Consider the following 18283-nt stretch of genomic DNA (forward strand, 5'->3'; position numbering starts at 1 on the left):
TGCTATTTCATATCATCTAAGAGCTTAAAGTTAGTGACAATTTGGGTCTGCTTGAATGAACAAACTCATGTTAGAAGGAGAGATATACGGAATTCCTAATCCCAATCCTCTTAAAATAAACAAACAACCAATGCAAACGGCGACGTAAGGAATCGCTTTCTGGATTTTGTTTCGCATGGGCACTGTTAAAAACGAATTAATATACACGACACTGCTCATCATAGGAACGGTTCCTAAACCAAACAAAATCATGTACAAAACTCCTCGACTTTCACTTTGCATAGCAATGGCGCCAAACAAGGCAACATAAACCATTCCGCAAGGCAAAAACCCATTTAATAAACCAATTGTAAATAACGATTTGTAACTTTTGTTTCTAAACTGACTTCCTAAAGCAGTTTTTATTTTAGAAATTAATTTAAAAACTGGTTTTGAAAAATTATATTTTGCGAAAAGTTTTTCTGGAGTTAAGACTACAATAATCATAGCGACACCAATAAATATGGATAAATTTTGCTGCAAACCTGCCATAAAAAAACCTTTTCCTAACAATCCAAATACAAAACCTATCGTACCGTAAGCCGATAATCTCCCCAAATGATAGGTCATAATTTGCGTTGCTTTTTTAGTTTGGTTTGTTCTGTCAACGGGCAACATCATTGCAATAGGACCACACATTCCAATGCAATGAAAGCTACTTATTAACCCAAAAATAAAGGCAGTATACAGCATTTTTTTTGTCTAATGTTCTAAAGTCTATTGCCTAAAGTCATAATAAACCTTCAGGCCTTTGACTTTATGACTAATTGATATAAAGTGTTTTTTTTGACAAATACGATTTACCATCGTACTGCCATTCCATATTAATGTCCCATCGACCGCCTGCCAAACTTTTTTTAGGTATGAGCAAAGTAGTAGCACCAGATAATGAAATCGGAATTTCAAAATCTAATTTTTTGTTAGACGGTCTATATAGGGACACTTTACCTTTGATGTTTTTAGGTACAAAAACTTCAGGAAATACTATTTCAATTCCTGCAGAAACAGCATTTATTGCCGGTTTTTGGGCTAAATTCATAACGTTTTGAGCGCGCTTCATCTCATCTCCATAATGTGCATCATGCTTGTAATACTCTTCTACAACCAATTCATTATCATATTTTGAATTAGATTGTACCGTAAATACAAAATACAAGATGAAAGAAATAAATAAACTAAAAGCGATTACGATTCCTGTTGCCCAGCTAATTTTCATGATCTTTTTTTTAATAAATTATAGTCTTAAATGTGAGGATATTAATCAAAACTTCGCGGACTTAGAAAGTTAGTCGTGCTCGTTTCAATTTTTTCATCTCCATTATATACCTCAATTTTCAACTTCGTTTTATCGCTCTCTAAGACGTTTTGATTGATTTCAATAAATAGAGAACCACCATTCATACCTTGTTTTGGTATTTTTATCTCTTGTTTTCCTACTATCTTTAAAGTTCCTTTGATGTTTACCAATTTAAAATGAATATCATTGAAATCCTTATTCGTTTTATTGATAATTTTAAAAGTATAAATATTACTGATATTATCACCTTTGTGTTCAAATAACTGACCCGGTAATCTCAAAATAATGGCTTCAACATCGCTACGCAAAAATAATAATCCAACTAGTATCCCTGTTAAGATAAACAGCATAGCAGAATAGCCTTTCATTCTTGGCGTAAACTTGAACTTGATATTTTTCTCAATTTCATCTTCAGAGGCATAACGAATCAGTCCTTTTGGCAATCCAATACCATCCATAATTGTATCACACTCATCTATACAAGCCGTGCAATTGACACACTCCAATTGAGTTCCGTTTCGGATATCAATTCCAGTTGGGCATACATTTACGCATTGTTTACAATCAATACAATCGCCTTTGCCACTTGCAACTCTATCTTCCTGTTTGTTATATTTAGCTCTGCCTGCTACTTTTTCTCCACGAACAAAATCATATGCAACATTGATTGACTTGTCATCTAATAAAACGCCTTGTAATCTTCCGTATGGACAGGCGATGATACAAACTTGCTCCCTAAACCAGGCAAAAACGAAGTAGAAAACTCCTGTAAAAATCAATAAAGAAACCAGTGTACTAACATGATTTTCAGGTCCTTCTTCAATCATTAGCAGCAACTTATCACTACTGATCAGATATGCTAAAAAAACATTGGCTATAAAAAAGGAAATAATTAAAAAGATGGTCCACTTAATTGCTTTCTTCCTAATTTTTTCTGCGTTCCATTCTTGTTTTTCTAAACGAATTTGGGCACCACGATCTCCTTCAATCCAGTATTCAATTCTGCGGAAAACCATTTCTAAAAAAATAGTTTGCGGACAAATCCAACCACAAAAAATACGACCAAATATCACGGTAAATAGAATTACAAAAACAACTCCTACGATAATAATAAGGACAAATAAATAAATATCTTGCGGCCAAAACGGAAATCCAAAAATGTTAAACCTTCGTTCTAATATATTGAACATCATGAACTGATTCCCATTTATCTTTATAAAAGGGTTTGCAACAAGTACAATCAGCAAAAAATAACTTACCCATTTCCTGTAATCATAAAACTTACCGGAAGGCTTTTTAGGAAAAATAAATTTTCTATTTCCTTCTTCATCTATAGTCCCAATTGTATCTCTAAACGCTTCGTCTGGTAATTTTGACATTTTTTTTTATTTAAAAACACAAGTTTAAATAACTAGTAACATTTTAAGCTAAATAAAAACCTGTGTTTATAATTGTTATTTAACTGCAACGGTAACATTTTCTTCGACCCATACTTCTCCTTCTTCAGCCTTAGCATCCAGCGGATTACTTCCTTTTAAGGATAGAATGTAGCTAGCTACTTTTTGCATTTCTTTTGGTTTCAGTGTTCCTTTCCATGAGATCATTCCTTTTCCGTCACGTCCACCATTTACGAGAGTATGAAATACGTTTTTTATTCCTCCTCCTAAAATCCACTTATCATCGGTCAGGTTAGGACCTATCTGCCCACCACCATCAGCTCTGTGACAAGCGGCACAATTATTTGTGTAAATTTCTTTACCAGCAGCTAAATCTGCAGGATCTGTCAACAGCGTAACTGTTTTTTCGTCCATCATATCTGGAGCAGTTTTCATGTATTCAGCGATATCAATTTTAGCTTGAGCGATTTCTTTTTTTAGTTCCATTTCTTGATTGTCGGCACCTAAAACTTCAAATCGGACCATATAGACCAGAGCAAACACGATACAACCATAAAATAAATATACCCACCAAGGAGGCAAATTGTTATCCAACTCTTTTATACCGTCGTAATCATGGTCCATTAGTAATTGACCCTCCTCGTCAACGGATTCCGTTTTAGTAAAACGTATCACTAGCTTTTTATACCATTCACTCTCTGTAAAACTCAGATTATTCACCTCATTTGCTTTGACTTTTTGTTCTTCTGTCAACAAATGATAGGTGATTGTATCTACTGCGTTTATGGTAATTTCGATTGCTATCAAAAGAAAAGCAAATACAAGTAAGAATACAGATATCATTGGGAACTTGATAAATGCTGGTTTATTACCGGAGTCTACTAGATATTCCATTGCGCCAAAAACAGCAAATAAAATAACAGGTACCCTTACGTATGCTGGAATTAATTTTTTCATTTTCTAATTTTTTTAAAAATTATACTATTTAATTGTCTCTCAATGGAATTTGACTCAATTCATTAATTGTCTCTTTCTTATAAGAGAACACCCATAAACCTAAGCCTACGAAAAAAGCGAAAAAGATTACTAGTGATAAGATGGGATAAATGGCCACACCTTCAATCGTTTCCATATTGTGTTTTATTTGTTCAAACATAATTTCTATTTTTTAGCTACATCTTTTACTTTAATATCGGTACCCAGTCTTTGCATGTAAGCAATCAAGGCTACGATTTCTCTTTCGTTCATTGGAACAAATTTTTCTCCTCTGGCTTCTGCTTTTTTCTTGCTTTCGTTATAACTTTTTACAAAGTCAGGATCATTTTTCAAATTTTCCTCAATTCCAATCGCTTGTTTTCTTAAATCATCCAAACCGCTTGCAATCTGCGCTTCGGTATAAGGAACTCCCAGGGTAACCATAACTTCCATTTTCTTTTGTGTCAAAGAAATATCCATTGGTTTATTGGCAAACAACCATTTATATCCGGGCATAATAGAACCTGAAGATATACTTTGTGGATTCCAAAAGTGGTTAAAATGCCAATTGTCATTGTATTTAGCTCCAACTCTTAACAAATCCGGACCCGTACGTTTTGATCCCCAAAGGAATGGATGATCATAAACAAATTCTCCAGCTTTAGATTGCGGTCCATAACGTTCAACTTCACTACGGAAAGGGCGAACGGACTGAGAGTGACAACCTACACAACCTTCACGAATGTATAAATCGCGTCCTTCTAATTCTAATGGTGAATATGGTTTTACGCTTGCAATGGTTGGGATATTAGATTTCACCATAATCGTTGGAACAATTTGGATGACACCACCAATTAAAATTGCTATAGTTGCCAAAATAGTTAACTGAATTGGTTTTCTTTCTAACCATGGGTGGAATTTCTCTCCTTTAATTCGACCAGAACTAATTTTTAGTAAACCAGGCGCTTCTGCTAATTCATCTTCAATTTTAGAACCAAAACGAATAGTTTGAATAACATTATACACTAATGTCAACATACCTATTAAGTAAAAGGTTCCTCCTATAGCTCTCATCCAATACATTGGCATGATTTGCGTTACTGTTTCTAAGAAATTACCATAGGTTAAGGTTCCGTCTGGATTAAATTGTTTCCACATTGAAGCTTGTAAAAAACCAGCAACATACATTGGAATTGTATATAATATTATTCCTAAAGTACCAATCCAAAAGTGGAAATTAGCTAACTTAAGAGAATATAAAGTACTTTTTGTCATTCTGGGAACTAACCAATAGATCATACCAAAAGCCATAAAACCATTCCAGGCTAAAGCACCTACGTGAACGTGAGCAATAATCCAATCCGTGTAATGTGCAATCGCATTAACATTTTTTAAAGATAACATTGGTCCTTCAAAAGTTGCCATTCCGTATCCGGTAATCGCCACCACGAAGAATTTTAAAACAGGCTCTACACGTACTTTATCCCAAACACCTCTCAAGGTCAAAAGTCCGTTTATCATACCACCCCAAGATGGAGCTAATAACATAATTGAAAATGCAACTCCTAAATTTTGTGCCCAGTTAGGCAAAGCAGAATATAATAAATGGTGTGGTCCAGCCCAGATGTAAATGAAAATTAATGACCAAAAGTGAACAATTGATAATCTATATGAATACACTGGTCTATTCGCTGCTTTTGGAACAAAATAATACATTAATCCTAAGTAAGGAGTTGTCAAAAAGAAGGCTACCGCATTGTGACCATACCACCACTGCACTAATGCATCTTGCACACCTGCATATACAGAATAACTCTTCATTCCAGATACCGGTAAAGCCAAACTATTAAAGATATGTAAAACCGCTACGGTAACGAATGTAGCTAAGTAAAACCAGATCGCAACATACAAGTGTCGCTCTCTACGTTTTAAAATAGTTCCAATCATATTGATACCAAAAACAACCCAAATCAAAGCAATAGCAATATCTATTGGCCATTCTAATTCGGCATACTCTTTAGATGTACTGTATCCTAATGGCAAAGAAATCGCCGCTGCAACAATAATTAATTGCCAACCCCAAAAATTTAAATTACTCAAAAAATCATTGAACATTCTGGCTTTTAGCAATCGCTGCAAAGAATAATAAATACCCGCAAACATTGCATTCCCAACGAAAGCAAATATAACGGCATTTGTGTGTAAAGGTCTTAACCGACCGTAACTCAACCACGAAATACCATCGGTGATATTAGGAAAAAGGAACATAAAGGCTAACGTAAGCCCTACCAACATTCCTACCACCCCAAATACAATGGTCGCGTAAATGAATTTTTTTACAATTTTGTTGTCATAATAAAACTGCTGCATTTCCATATTTATAATTATTTTTAAAGTTGTTTATTGTACAATGACCTGTCGTCAAAAAATTACATTCTAAAGCGTAGTTGATTTTTTAGGGTTTGTTTTTTTGACCTTAGTCTTAACGAGCTCATCGTCAAAAAGCATTCTGACTGATGGCGTATAATCGTCGTCATATTGACCTGTTTTTACTGCGCGAATAAAAGCAATAAAGAAACCAATGGCGACTATTATACTGATGGAGATTAATAAATAAATGACACTCATACCTTAATTTATGTAAACAAAGTTACTGCGACGTTTCCGAGTATAACATGACAATTGTCATACTAATTGATTTATGTTAATTTTTTGTGAAAGCAAAACAAAGCAAATCTTAAAAAGCTATTTTTTCCTGGCATAATAACTGCTCATCATTGTGACAAAACTGACAATCGTTATAGTGCTTAACGGCATAATAATAGCAGCCACCAAAGGCAATAAATTACCGGTAATAGCAAACGATAATCCTACTACATTATACAACAATGAGAGTACAAAACTCATCTTAATGGTTGTTATGGAATTTTTAGATAATTTTAAGAAATAGTTTAATTTTTGAAACTCATTGGCATCCAAAATAGCATCACATGCCGGTGAAAAAACATTCACATTTTCAGAAATTGAAATACCTACATTGCTTTGGGCCAAAGCACCTGCATCATTCAGACCGTCTCCAACCATCATGACATTACTGCCAGCGTCCTGCAAGTTTTTAATAAATTGCAATTTTTGTTCTGGTTTCTGATTAAAAATCAATTCTGTGCCTTTTGGCAAAAGTTCCTCCAGAGTGGCGCGTTCGCCTTCGTTATCACCTGATAAGACCTTGATTTGATACTTGCTGCTTAGGTTTTTAAAGAGTTCTTCTAATCCTTCTCTGTATTGATTATTAAAAATATATTTTCCGGAATAAACATTATTAATCTTAATGTGAACCGAAGTCCTTTCTCCAACTCTATCTAAAGCAGAGGGAGACGAAACCAATAATGGCGGAGTACAAAATTCTTTAGAACCAATTAGAATTGTATTCCCTCCTATTTTTACTTTAATTCCTTTCCCAGTTATCTCTTCAAAATCATCGATTTTTAATCTTTTCGTTTCGGGTAAAAAATCATATAGCATTCTACTCAACGGATGGTTTGATCCACGAAGCGCGTTTTTAATCAATAATAAATTTGCATTTGTATCTACTATTTTTAGCTCCCCTCCTTGGGAGGAGTTAGCTGAGGATTCAAAAGAAATATTCGATTTTTTATTGGTGGTAATCGTTCCCGTTTTATCAAAAACTATCGTATCTACTTTTGCTAATTGTTCAATGACCAAAGCATTTTTGAGATAGAATTTTTGTTTGCCTAAAATACGCAATACGTTCCCAAATGTAAATGGAGCCGTCAGAGCCAAAGCACAAGGACATGCAACGATCAAAATTGCCGTAAATACATTAAAAGCAGTATTAACATCAATAAAAATCCAATAACCAAATCCGGAAAATGCAATTAATAATAAAATTGGCGTAAAATACCGACTAATACGATCCGTAATGGTTTTGTGTTTTTGCTCTACATTTTTTTGGAACACATCATTACTCCATAATTGTGTCAGGTAACTTTGGGAAACTGAATGTAAAACTTCCATTTCGATAACTTTTCCTATTTGTTTTCCACCTGCAAATACTTTATCACCAGATTTTTTCGAAATAGGAACTGCTTCTCCCGTAACAAAACTGTAATCGATTTCAGCTTTTTCTGAAATTAAAATACCATCAACCGGAATAAGTTCTTGATTTCGGATGAGCAATCGATCCCCTTTTTCAACATCGTAGATTGCCACACTTTCCTCTGATAAATCTGCATTTATTTTGGTAATCGCTATTGGAAAATAGGATTTAAAATCTCTTTCAAAACTCAAAAAACTATAGGTTTTGATTTGGAACATTTTCCCTAAAAGCATAAAGAAAATTAATCCCGTTAAACTATCAAAAAAGCCTGAACCGTAATCCATAAAAATATCAAAGGCACTGCGAACAAACATTACAACAATTCCTAAAGCAATAGGAATATCAATATTAAGCATCTTAGACTTTATACTTTTATAGGCTGACACATAATAATCACTGGCGGAATAAAAGAAACTTGGTAATGCTAAAATAAAAATCAACCATCTAAAAAAACCGCGGTATTGATCCAGCCAATATTCCTTGACTTCAAAATATTCAGGAAAAGAAAGTAGCATTATATTTCCAAAACAAAAGAAAGCAACCCCTAATTTATAGGTCAAACTTCGATCTACAGAATTTGATCCCGTTTCATAATTTTCTAGACTTATATAGGGTTCATAGCCTATAGAACTCAACAAATAGACAATCGTTTTGATGGAAACTTCTTCAGGATTAAAAGTAATTCTCACTTTCTTTTCAGGAAAATTAACCTGCGAAGTGCTTATTCCCTTTTGAAGACGCTGTAGATTTTCCAAAATCCAAATACACGAGCTACAATGAATATGAGGAATGTTAAGTGAAATAATTGCGGTTGAATTTTCTTGAAATTCCAAAAGTTTGGATACAATACTTTCATTGTCTAAAAAATCATATTTACCATTAATATCTTGCGGAGTTGCTCCAGGGGATTTTTCAAAATCATAATAACAAGTCAAGTCATTCAGACTAAAAATTTCATACACCGTTTTACAACCGTTGCAACAGAAATTTTTATCATCAAAAATAATTTCGTCTTCTTTTATAATATCTAATCCACAATGGAAACAGTTTTGTGTGTCCATAACTATGCTCATTTTACCTGGAACAAAGGTGATTCATTGAATCACTTAAAAATATGATATTTGTCATATTAAAGAGCTACTTTTGTTCTACCAATAAATCCAAAACATTATGTGTAAATGCGAACAATGTATCGTAAGAGAATTCAGTTCTTTAAAAGCACTTACTAAAGATGAACTCATAAAACTTTCTGACTGCAAAACATCCCATATTATTAAGAAAGGAGATATTATATTTGAAGAAGGCTCAAATGTAAACGGTATTTACTGCATCAAAGACGGCATTTGCAAGCTGACTAAACTGAGTGCAAACGGTAAAGACCATATTGTAAAATTGGTTACCAAAGGCGAACTATTAGGACAACGCTCAATGATTAGTGACGAACCGGTAAACCTAAGCGCCATAGCTCTCGAAGATATGCAAGTTTGTTTTATCCCAAAATCAGAAGTGATGGGATATTTTGACAAAAATAATCAGTTTTCAATGAATGTGATGAAAACAATTTGTGGTGATCTAAAAGATTCTGATGACCACATGGTAAATTTAGCACAAAAAACAGTCAAAGAAAGGTTAGCCGAAACGCTTCTTTATTTATACGAAACTTTTGGAAAAAACGATGATAATTCACTAAAAGTGCAGCTTTCACGTGATGAACTAGCCAGCATAATTGGAACAGCTACCGAAAGTTGCATCCGTTTGCTATCTGATTTTAAAAAATTAGGGGTAATTGAATTAACAGGTAAAAAAATTGTTTTAAAAGATATTAATGCCTTAAAAAAATTAGCAGAATAGCTTCACATTAATTTTGCTCTTTCTTATTCATCACAAAATAATATACTGGCACCCCCAGCGCTACAATACACAAACCTAATCCTGTATTGAAGGTGTCATAAATCAATAATGTGAAACAAATAGCTGATGTCACAATGATATATAGCGCGGGAACAACTGGATAACCAAATGCTTTGTAAGGTCTATCTGTATTTGGTTCTTTTTTTCTAAGGATAAAAACACCTAAAATAGTTAAGATGTAAAACAACAATGAGGCAAAAGTAGCGTAGGTAAGCAAATCTCCAAATTTTCCAGAAACGCACAGCACACAAGCCCAAATGCATTGTACCCACAGCGCTTTAGCAGGGACTTGATTTTTATTTAGTTCAGTTGCTTGTTTAAAAAACAATCCATCTTTTGCCATAGCAAAAAACAATCGTCCTCCAGAAAGAATCAAACCGCTATTACAACCAAAAGTGGAAACCATGATCAACCCAGCCATCACAAATACACCTATATTACCCATAATCATACTTGCAGCGGCTGCCCCCACTCTATCATTACTGGCAAACATGATTCCGTTACTGGCAATATCAGCGGCATTTATCGTTCCTTGCATGGGTAGCAAAGCCAAATAAGCTAGATTTGCTAAAACATAAATAACAGTGACAATTAAGGTCCCTAGAAACAAACTTCGGGGAATATTTTTCTTAGGTTCTTTAATTTCACCGGCAATAAAAGTCACATTATTCCATGCATCACTAGAAAATAACGAATTAATAATTGTTGCTCCAGCAGCGCCTAAAATAGCCATTCCCACTAATTTTGTTACTGTAATTGTACCGTCAGGATTAACTACCGTTTTGCTAGCTTCCCACATGTTTGCAAAATTATTGGACAAAACATCTGTTTGTAAACCAACATACAATCCTAAAATAATCAATGCAAAAAGGGCAATTAATTTAGCCGAAGTAAAGATCAACTGCACTGTTTTTCCGCTTTCGACACCTTTTGTATTGATATAAGTAAGTAGAATTATACTAAAAATAGCCAATACTTTTTGGTACGAAAAAACAAAACCATTGCCAATCCTAAAAAGAGTTTGATCTAAAACAGGAAAAAAGATCGCCGCATAATTCGCAAAAGTAACCGCAATCGCTGCAATAACTCCGGTTTGAATTACCGTGAAAACAGTCCAACCGTACAGGAAAGAAACTAATCTTCCATAAGCGCGTTGTATATAAACAAATTGTCCACCCGCATTAGGCATCATTCCAGCCAATTCTCCGTAGCTCAATGCTGCTGCAACTGTAATTAATCCTGTGACTAACCAAATGACCAATAACCAGGCTGCAGACCCAATATCTCTCGCCATGGCTGATGTAACAATGAAGATTCCGGATCCTATCATGGAGCCGGCAACTAAACTCGTGGCATCTATTAATCCTAAAGAACGTTTTAACTCGGTTTTATTTTCTGACATGGGTAATTATAAATTAATCTCAAACTAGACTTTGAACTCTGAACACTAATCCCTGCGCATAGAGACTGAACACTGAACACAGAATACTGAACACTAAATACTGAACACTGAACACTACAATTTCTTAGCTTCCTCCCAGAAAACATCCATTTCAGCTAAAGTCATGTCCATTAAGGGTTTTCCTAATTCTCCAGCTTTACTTTCTAAATATTGAAAGCGCTTGATAAATTTTTTGTTAGTTCGTTCCAAAGCATCTTCCGGATTTACATTTAAAAATCGTGCATAATTAATCATCGAAAACAAAACATCTCCAAATTCGGCTTCAATTTTATCCTGATCACCTGCTTCAACCTCAACTTGTAATTCGTCTAATTCTTCTTGAACCTTATCCCAAACCTGATGTGATTCCTCCCAATCAAATCCCACTCCTTTTACTTTATCTTGGATTCGGCTAGCTTTTACTAATGCAGGTAAACTCTTTGGTACTCCTTCCAAAACGGATTTCCGACCTTCTTTCAGTTTAAGTTTTTCCCAATTTTGTTTTACCTCCTCCTCATCTTTCACAACCACATCACTATAAATATGCGGATGACGATGAATCAACTTTTCACAAATTTCATTGCACACATCAGCCATGTCAAAATCGTTGGTCTCACTTCCTATTTTGGCATAAAAAACAATGTGCAGCAACAAATCACCCAATTCTTTTTTGACCTCGTTTAAATCGTTATCTAAAATCGCATCTCCTAATTCGTACGTTTCTTCGATGGTAAGATGACGCAAGGTTTGCATAGTTTGCTTTTTGTCCCAAGGACATTTTTCGCGCAAATCATCCATGATGTCTAATAATCTTTCAAAAGCTTGCAGCTGGTTTTGTCTTGAATTCATCAGAAATTGTTTTTGGTAAAAATAAAAAAATCCTGTTCAGAAAATAACCGAACAGGATTAAATAGTATTTTAAATTTTAATTATTCTTTTTTAGCTTTAGCTTTTTTTGCAGGAGCTTTCACTTCAGCTTCAGGAGTTTCTTCGGCAACGGCAGCAACTTCTTCTGGCACTGCAACTGCTGCAACCTCATCAGTTACTAATCCTTTTGCTTGCAACATGTTGTACCAGTTTAAAACTTTTTTGATATCAGAAGGATACACTCTTTCTTCGTCATAATCTGGTAAAATTTCTTTGAAATAATCCATCAATTTAGCATTGTCTTCTTTATGAGAAAGTGCAGCACCTTTATTTTCTTTATCTGCAATTTTTTGCATGATTTCAGCTAATGGTTTTTCGCCTTCATACGTATAAATCGAAATTTCCGATAATAAACTCACATTACTTTTCAAGTTTACTGTAATTTTTTTTCCGTCTGCCAATGATTCTGCTACGAAGCCAGTTCTTGTTTGCACTTTCAATACATATAAACCTGGTTTACCAGAAATGGCTAATATTTTTTCTAAATTCATGTTTTGTGTAATTATTATTAAGAATTTGACTTATTTATTTTTTATTTAAAACCAAAAATCATACCAAGCGAAGCTGTAAATTTATTTTACCTTCCCTTTTTTGCAAAAAATTTCATTCGGTAATCTTGGAATGTTTTGCCTTCTATGATGTTCTTCAGTTTCTTTTGAATCAACCGTTTTTTTAATGATGAAATTTTATCAGTAAATAATATTCCTTCAATATGATCATACTCATGTTGGATTACTCTAGCGATTAATCCTTCAAAAACTTCTGTTTTCATTACAAAATCTTCTTCGCAATACTCAATTGTTATCGTGGGATTTCGGTAAACATCCTCTCTAACGTCAGGAATACTCAAACAACCTTCATTAAAACACCACTCTTCCCCTTCTTCTTTTATCATTTTTGCATTGATAAACGTTTTTTTGAATCCCTTTAATTCCTCTTGTTCTGCATCTTTCAAATCTTCGTCATCGCTAAAAGGAGTTGTATCGATTACAAATAAACGAAATGCTAATCCAACTTGTGGCGCAGCAAGTCCCACACCATAAGCATTATACATGGTCTCATACATATTAGCAATGGTTTCTGTCAAATTTGGATGTTCCGGTGAAAGAACTTCTCCTGTTTTTCTTAAGACGGGATCGCCATATCCTATAATTGGTAAAATCATTCGTGTTGTATTAAATATTAGCTATTAAAATAGAAAAAAGTTCTCTTTTAATTCAGTGTGCAAAAATAGTAAAAAAATAGACAATGAATAATCCTCTTATGATAATTCGTCACTATTTAAATTTAGTTTAAAAGTCCTTTATTATTCCTTTGAAAAATTCTTACAATCCCTACCTTTGGGACCTATACAAGAGTATGATTTATAAAATTAAAAAATTTACCAATACAACCTACTTTACTAATGCACTAAAAGTGACTATTGCCACAGTGATTCCCGTGGTACTATTTTCTTTTTTAGGTAAATTTGAAATAGGCTTTACCATTGCTCTCGGAGCCTTTTTTACTTACCCCAGCGATATTCCCAGCAGTTTAAAACATAAAATCAACGGAATTCTTGTGGCTGTGGTTCTTGTTGCTGGTGTAAACTTGATGGTCAACCTAGTCTTTCCTTATTCATGGATTTTTTATCCTTTTTTAGCCGTTTTAATTTTCCTTATATCGATGCTTGCCGTTTACGGACAGCGCGCTACAATGGTTTCTTTTTCTGCTCTAATTTCAGTTTCATTGGCCTTTGGAAGAATCAATACCGGCTGGGAAATGCTACAACATTCTGGTTTAATTCTTGTTGGAGGACTATTCTATCTGCTAGTTTCACTTACTTTTCACTACATCAGACCCAATCGATACATCGAATTACAAATTGCGGAATGCATCAAACTCACGGCTAAATATTTAAAACTAAGAGGTGATTTGTGGACCTTAAATACCGATAAAAAAGCAATTATTGAAAAACAATTGAACCTGCAGGTCGAGTTGAATACCATTCATCAAAATATTAGAGAAGTCTTGATTAATAGCCACAGCAGCGATGGTTCGTCAAATCAAAACCGAAAAATGTTACTTGTTTTTATAGCATTAGTCGAAATTCTTGAAGTAGCACTGTCCACCGCATTTGACCATGATAAATTAAATCAAAAATTTGATAATCAACCAAAAGTGCTATCGACCTATCAAAACTTAGCGTATAACTTGGCCGCTAGTTTAAAGCAGTTATCCAAAAGTGTAAAAAAACGAACTAATTACATTCCAAAACACACCTTGCTTACTGACTTAAATGCCTTGCATCTGGCAATTACTGATTATGAAAAGGATTTAGGAGTAAATTCCGCTTCCGAAGGTGTTTTTATGCTTACCACTATGCTAGAATATGCCGAAAAACAAGTAGAGAAAATAAAAGTTGTAGAGCGTGCTTTCACCTTAGTTTTTAATTTAAAGGATTTTAAGGGAATTGATACCGATTTAGAAAAATTCTTAACGCCGCAGTATTATCTCTTGCGCACTCTGACAGAAAACATTAGTTTTTCCAGTACAATATTCCGGCATTCGTTGCGACTAACAATAACGCTATTAGTTGGATTTATTTGCGGAAAAATATTACCTTTCGATAATGTCTATTGGATTTTATTGACTATTATCGTTATCATGAGACCGGGTTATGGCTTGACTAAGCAGCGTACTTTTCATAGAATATTAGGTACTGTTTTAGGTGGACTAATTGCCTTTGGAATTCTTTACTTTATAAAAGACAATATTATTATCAGTGTTTTTTGTATTATTTGTATGCTCTTAGGTTTCTCTTTTACCCAAGTAAATTACAAAGTCAGTGCGACATTTATCACCATGTATGTAGTTTTTGTTTATGGAATTGTAACTCCTAATATTAGCAATCTCGTTCAATTTCGAATTCTAGATACCATGGTGGGCGCTACTCTCGCTTTTTTGGCAAATCATTTTTTATGGCCCTCTTGGGAATTTTTGAACATGCCCATGTATTTAGAAAAATCTATCAAAGCCAATCAAAGTTATCTTACAGAAATTTCCGTTTTTTACAATAAGAAAGGAAGCGTTTCAACATCCTATCGCTTAGCTCGAAAAAATGCTTTTGTCGAAATTGGCAATTTAATGGCTTCTTTTCAAAGAATGGCGCAAGAGCCCAAATCAAAACAAACACATCTGCCGAACGTATATAAACTAACCGTTCTAAATCACTCTTTACTCTCCTCATTAGCCTCTTTAGGTACATATATACAATCCCACAAAACAACTTCAGCATCGGAAGCTTTTAATGTTGTAGTGGAAACTGTAATTAAAAACCTAGACAATGCGGTAGCCCTTTTGAAGGATAATGGTTCAGACTGGAGAGAAAACCTTCCAAAAGAAGATCTAGCACTGCGTTTCTCGGAATTAAAGAACATCCGTGAACGAGAATTAAAAGAAGGAATTCCAATCGATGACAAAGCATTCCAACTGAAAATGCAAGAGGCACAATTAATTATCGAACAGCTAATTTGGCTAACGAGTTTATCTGAAAATATTTTAAAAACTACTACAGCACTTCAAAAATCTTAAAAAGAAAAGCGGTTAAAAAAGAATAAAATCTAATTTAACCGCTTTTTATAGTAGCCTGAATTTCTAATTATTTAATTTTAAAACTTCTGCGGTTTCTTTTCTTATTTGCTCTAAAAAAATAGGGTTTTCATTCAGATTTTGTCCATAAGATGGAATCATTTTTTTTAATTTTTCCTGCCATTCTGCCGTTGCCATCTCCTCTTTAAAACATCTTCCAACCAAGTCTACCATGATAGAAACTGCCGTTGAAGCTCCGGGAGAAGCACCAAGTAAAACAGACAAAGACCCATCCGCTGTTGTTATTACTTCGGTTCCAAACTCCAGTATTCCTCCTTCTTTTTCGTCTTTTTTGATTACTTGCACGCGTTGTCCTGCTCGTTCTAAAACCCAGTCCTTAGATCTTGCTCCAGGAACATATTCCTGCAATGCATTAATACGGTCTTTTGGGGACTGGCGAACTTGATCTATTAAATATTTTGTAAGTGGAATATTTTTAATACCAGCGGCTAACATTGGAATAATATTATTCGGTTTTATCGATAATGGTAAATCGGAATAGGAACCATTTTTTAAGAACCGAGTCGAAAAACCAGCAAAAGGACCAAAAAGCAATGCCTTTTCTCCATTTATCATGCGGGAATCAATATGCGGAACACTCATAGGTGGTGCTCCCACACTGGCTTTTCCATATACTTTTGCCTGATGTTTTGCAATCACTTCAGGATTTGTACATTTTAGCCATTGTCCGCTCACAGGGAAACCTCCATACCCTTTTCCTTCCGGCACACTTGCTTTTTCTAGTAAAGGCAAGGAACCACCGCCAGCACCAATAAAAACAAATTTGGAGTATGCCTTTCTCTTTTGGCCAGAAGCCATATCAGTAATTTTTATTCTCCAAGATTTATCTTCTCTTTGCTTTAATTTTTGAACTTCATGATTAAAATGAATTGTCACCCCTTCTAAATTGCTTAAATAGCCAAAAATACTTCGAGTCAATTCTCCAAAATTAACGTCTGTACCAATTGCCATGGAGGTAGCAGCAACTTTTTCATCTTCAGATCTTCCGTCCATAACTAAAGGCATCCATTTTTTTAATTCTGCAAAATCAGTACTAAATTCCATTTGCTTAAAAAGAGGATTAGGCTGCAAGGCTGTAAATCTTTTCTGAAGATACGCTACATTTTTTTCTCCCCAGACAAAACTTATGTGAGGAATACTTTTAATGAAATTTTCAGGAGAGGGAACTATATTTTCTTGAACAAGATACGCCCAAAACTGTCGGGAAACTTCAAAAGATTCTGCTATACTAATCGCTTTTTTTGGATCAATACTTCCATTAGGACCTTCAGGAGTATAGTTGAGCTCACAAAAAGCTGAATGTCCCGTTCCGGCATTGTTCCACGCATCAGAACTTTCGGCAGCGGCTCTATCTAATCGCTCGTAAATTTCAATTTTTATATCGGGTTGCAGTTCCTTTAGGATTAAGCCTAGAGTGGCACTCATAATTCCGGCTCCAATAAGAACTACCTCACTTTTTGTACGTATGGTTGTGTCAGACATAATTATATTTTAAAGTACAAAGGTAAAATATAAAATTGCAAAAAAAAGTATAAATCTTGCCGTAAAAGTTACATTTATCAACTCGTTTTAGCAAAAAAACAGCTTTTTCGCACTATTTTTAAAATCGTTTTCTGGTCAAATAATCCTGTAGCATTATCGTTGCCGAAATTTCGTCAATAAGTGCTTTATTAAGACGTTGCTTTTTACTAAGACCGCTGTCTATCATGGATTGAAAAGCCATTTTTGAAGTAAACCGTTCATCCACCCGAATGACTTTCATATCCGGAAAATGATTAGTAAAATGGGTAACAAAACCTTTAATTATTGAAGCACTTTCTGAAGGTTCGCCATTCATTTGTTTGGGTTCGCCAATAAGAACTGCTTCGACTTTTTCTTTGGTAAAATAATCCTTCAAAAAAGTAATGGCTGTGGCTGATGCAATGGTTGTTAATCCCGAAGCAATAATTTGCATTTCATCGGTAACCGCTATTCCGGTTCGTTTTTGTCCGTAATCTATGGCGAGAATTCTTGGCATTTATAAAGAATGTTTGTGTTTAATAAGACCAAAGACAGAAACGGAGTTTTCAGCCTCATTAATATAATAAATGATAGTATCGCCTTTAAAAACATAATCTCTTATATTTTTATCGTTATAATATCTAGATTTCTTAAAAAGAAAAGGTTGTTTTAAATCTTTTTGAATATTTCGCAATAAATCATTTTTAAACTTCCTAGCAGCAACAGGCTTATTTTTCGAAATATAATAAATCTGACTATTTAATTCAAACAAAAAATCATCTTGAAACTTAATTCTCATACTTAGAAATTGTTTCCTCAAGTATAGCATTTATCTCTTCAGATGTGTAAAATTTTGCTGTTCCATCTTTAATCTTAGCCAAAGAAATATCTAGTTTCCGCTTATTTTCATCGAAATCAGGATCTTCCTGAACAATTTTTAGTTCATCCGATGAAAACGAACTTAATAACTCCAAAATTTTGGCTTTTATTTTTGGTTGAAATTCTAATCTAATTGTTTCCATAATCTT

Annotated in this window: 18 protein-coding genes; 2 read left to right on the forward strand and 16 right to left on the reverse strand. The window is 34.2% G+C overall.

The annotated features are described in order from the left end of the window. Positions 1 to 30: 30 nt before the first annotated feature. The 8 genes from ACEN2F_RS06825 to ACEN2F_RS06860 form a co-directional block, all read right to left on the reverse strand. A complete protein-coding gene (locus ACEN2F_RS06825) occupies positions 31 to 732 on the reverse strand; it encodes a sulfite exporter TauE/SafE family protein (protein ID WP_441737298.1) in 702 nt (233 codons plus the stop codon). A gap of 70 nt (positions 733 to 802) precedes the next feature. Further along, positions 803 to 1255 carry a FixH family protein gene (locus ACEN2F_RS06830; protein WP_441737301.1) on the reverse strand — a complete coding sequence of 151 codons (453 nt, stop codon included), beginning with the start codon at positions 1253 to 1255 and terminating at the stop codon, positions 803 to 805. Between the two features lie 41 nt (positions 1256 to 1296). Further along, positions 1297 to 2715 (reverse strand): cytochrome c oxidase accessory protein CcoG, encoded by a 1419-nt coding sequence (gene ccoG, locus ACEN2F_RS06835; RefSeq protein WP_441737304.1) that lies wholly within the window; start codon positions 2713 to 2715, stop codon positions 1297 to 1299. A 75-nt stretch (positions 2716 to 2790) separates the two neighbouring features. Continuing rightward, entirely contained in the window at positions 2791 to 3690 is a 900-nt protein-coding gene (locus ACEN2F_RS06840) for a cbb3-type cytochrome c oxidase N-terminal domain-containing protein (protein WP_441737305.1), read from the reverse strand. Between the two features lie 28 nt (positions 3691 to 3718). Then, on the reverse strand, positions 3719 to 3889 hold the full coding sequence (locus tag ACEN2F_RS06845; protein WP_441737307.1) for a cbb3-type cytochrome oxidase subunit 3: 171 nt from the start codon (positions 3887 to 3889) through the stop codon (positions 3719 to 3721). Between the two features lie 5 nt (positions 3890 to 3894). After that, a complete protein-coding gene (gene ccoN / locus ACEN2F_RS06850; RefSeq protein ID WP_441737309.1) occupies positions 3895 to 6084 on the reverse strand; it encodes a cytochrome-c oxidase, cbb3-type subunit I in 2190 nt (729 codons plus the stop codon). Positions 6085 to 6144: 60 nt separating this feature from the next. Then, entirely contained in the window at positions 6145 to 6336 is a 192-nt protein-coding gene (ccoS, locus tag ACEN2F_RS06855) for a cbb3-type cytochrome oxidase assembly protein CcoS (RefSeq protein ID WP_441737311.1), read from the reverse strand. Between the two features lie 117 nt (positions 6337 to 6453). Beyond that, positions 6454 to 8886 (reverse strand): heavy metal translocating P-type ATPase, encoded by a 2433-nt coding sequence (locus ACEN2F_RS06860; RefSeq protein WP_441737313.1) that lies wholly within the window; start codon positions 8884 to 8886, stop codon positions 6454 to 6456. Positions 8887 to 8995: 109 nt separating this feature from the next. Here ACEN2F_RS06860 and ACEN2F_RS06865 point away from each other — a divergent pair, with 109 nt between their 5' ends. Next, complete coding sequence (locus ACEN2F_RS06865) at positions 8996 to 9676, forward strand: Crp/Fnr family transcriptional regulator (protein WP_441737315.1); 681 nt, start codon at positions 8996 to 8998, stop codon at positions 9674 to 9676. Between the two features lie 7 nt (positions 9677 to 9683). Here the strand turns inward: ACEN2F_RS06865 and ACEN2F_RS06870 are convergent, their stop codons facing one another. From ACEN2F_RS06870 to def, 4 genes are all read right to left on the reverse strand, one after another. Then, complete coding sequence (locus ACEN2F_RS06870) at positions 9684 to 11138, reverse strand: APC family permease (RefSeq protein WP_441737317.1); 1455 nt, start codon at positions 11136 to 11138, stop codon at positions 9684 to 9686. 114 nt (positions 11139 to 11252) lie between these two features. Next, entirely contained in the window at positions 11253 to 12026 is a 774-nt protein-coding gene (mazG, locus tag ACEN2F_RS06875; RefSeq protein ID WP_441737319.1) for a nucleoside triphosphate pyrophosphohydrolase, read from the reverse strand. A gap of 80 nt (positions 12027 to 12106) precedes the next feature. Beyond that, positions 12107 to 12595 (reverse strand): DUF5606 family protein, encoded by a 489-nt coding sequence (locus tag ACEN2F_RS06880; RefSeq protein ID WP_441737321.1) that lies wholly within the window; start codon positions 12593 to 12595, stop codon positions 12107 to 12109. An 86-nt stretch (positions 12596 to 12681) separates the two neighbouring features. After that, positions 12682 to 13269 (reverse strand): peptide deformylase, encoded by a 588-nt coding sequence (gene def / locus ACEN2F_RS06885; RefSeq protein WP_441737323.1) that lies wholly within the window; start codon positions 13267 to 13269, stop codon positions 12682 to 12684. Between the two features lie 194 nt (positions 13270 to 13463). On the opposite strand from def, the gene ACEN2F_RS06890 reads away from it, so the two are divergent. Further along, the gene (locus tag ACEN2F_RS06890; protein ID WP_441737325.1) at positions 13464 to 15677 is read left to right on the forward strand and encodes an FUSC family membrane protein; all 2214 of its coding nucleotides are present in this window, start codon (positions 13464 to 13466) and stop codon (positions 15675 to 15677) included. Positions 15678 to 15740: 63 nt separating this feature from the next. Here ACEN2F_RS06890 and ACEN2F_RS06895 read toward each other — a convergent pair whose 3' ends face one another. The 4 genes from ACEN2F_RS06895 to ACEN2F_RS06910 all read right to left on the reverse strand — a co-directional run bounded on the left by ACEN2F_RS06895 (position 15741) and on the right by ACEN2F_RS06910 (position 18277). After that, on the reverse strand, positions 15741 to 17237 hold the full coding sequence (locus ACEN2F_RS06895; RefSeq protein WP_441737327.1) for a malate:quinone oxidoreductase: 1497 nt from the start codon (positions 17235 to 17237) through the stop codon (positions 15741 to 15743). Positions 17238 to 17355: 118 nt separating this feature from the next. After that, on the reverse strand, positions 17356 to 17772 hold the full coding sequence (gene ruvX / locus ACEN2F_RS06900; RefSeq protein ID WP_441737329.1) for a Holliday junction resolvase RuvX: 417 nt from the start codon (positions 17770 to 17772) through the stop codon (positions 17356 to 17358). Then, positions 17773 to 18054 carry a type II toxin-antitoxin system RelE/ParE family toxin gene (locus tag ACEN2F_RS06905; protein WP_441737331.1) on the reverse strand — a complete coding sequence of 94 codons (282 nt, stop codon included), beginning with the start codon at positions 18052 to 18054 and terminating at the stop codon, positions 17773 to 17775. It lies immediately after the preceding gene. After that, positions 18044 to 18277, reverse strand: a complete 234-nt coding sequence (locus tag ACEN2F_RS06910; protein WP_441737333.1) for a hypothetical protein — start codon at positions 18275 to 18277, stop codon at positions 18044 to 18046. The genes ACEN2F_RS06905 and ACEN2F_RS06910 overlap by 11 nt, the downstream gene beginning before the upstream one ends. Between the last annotated feature and the right edge of the window lie 6 nt (positions 18278 to 18283).

It is taken from the genome of Flavobacterium sp. W20_MBD1_R3, from assembly GCF_052119725.1.
Classification (GTDB): domain Bacteria; phylum Bacteroidota; class Bacteroidia; order Flavobacteriales; family Flavobacteriaceae; genus Flavobacterium.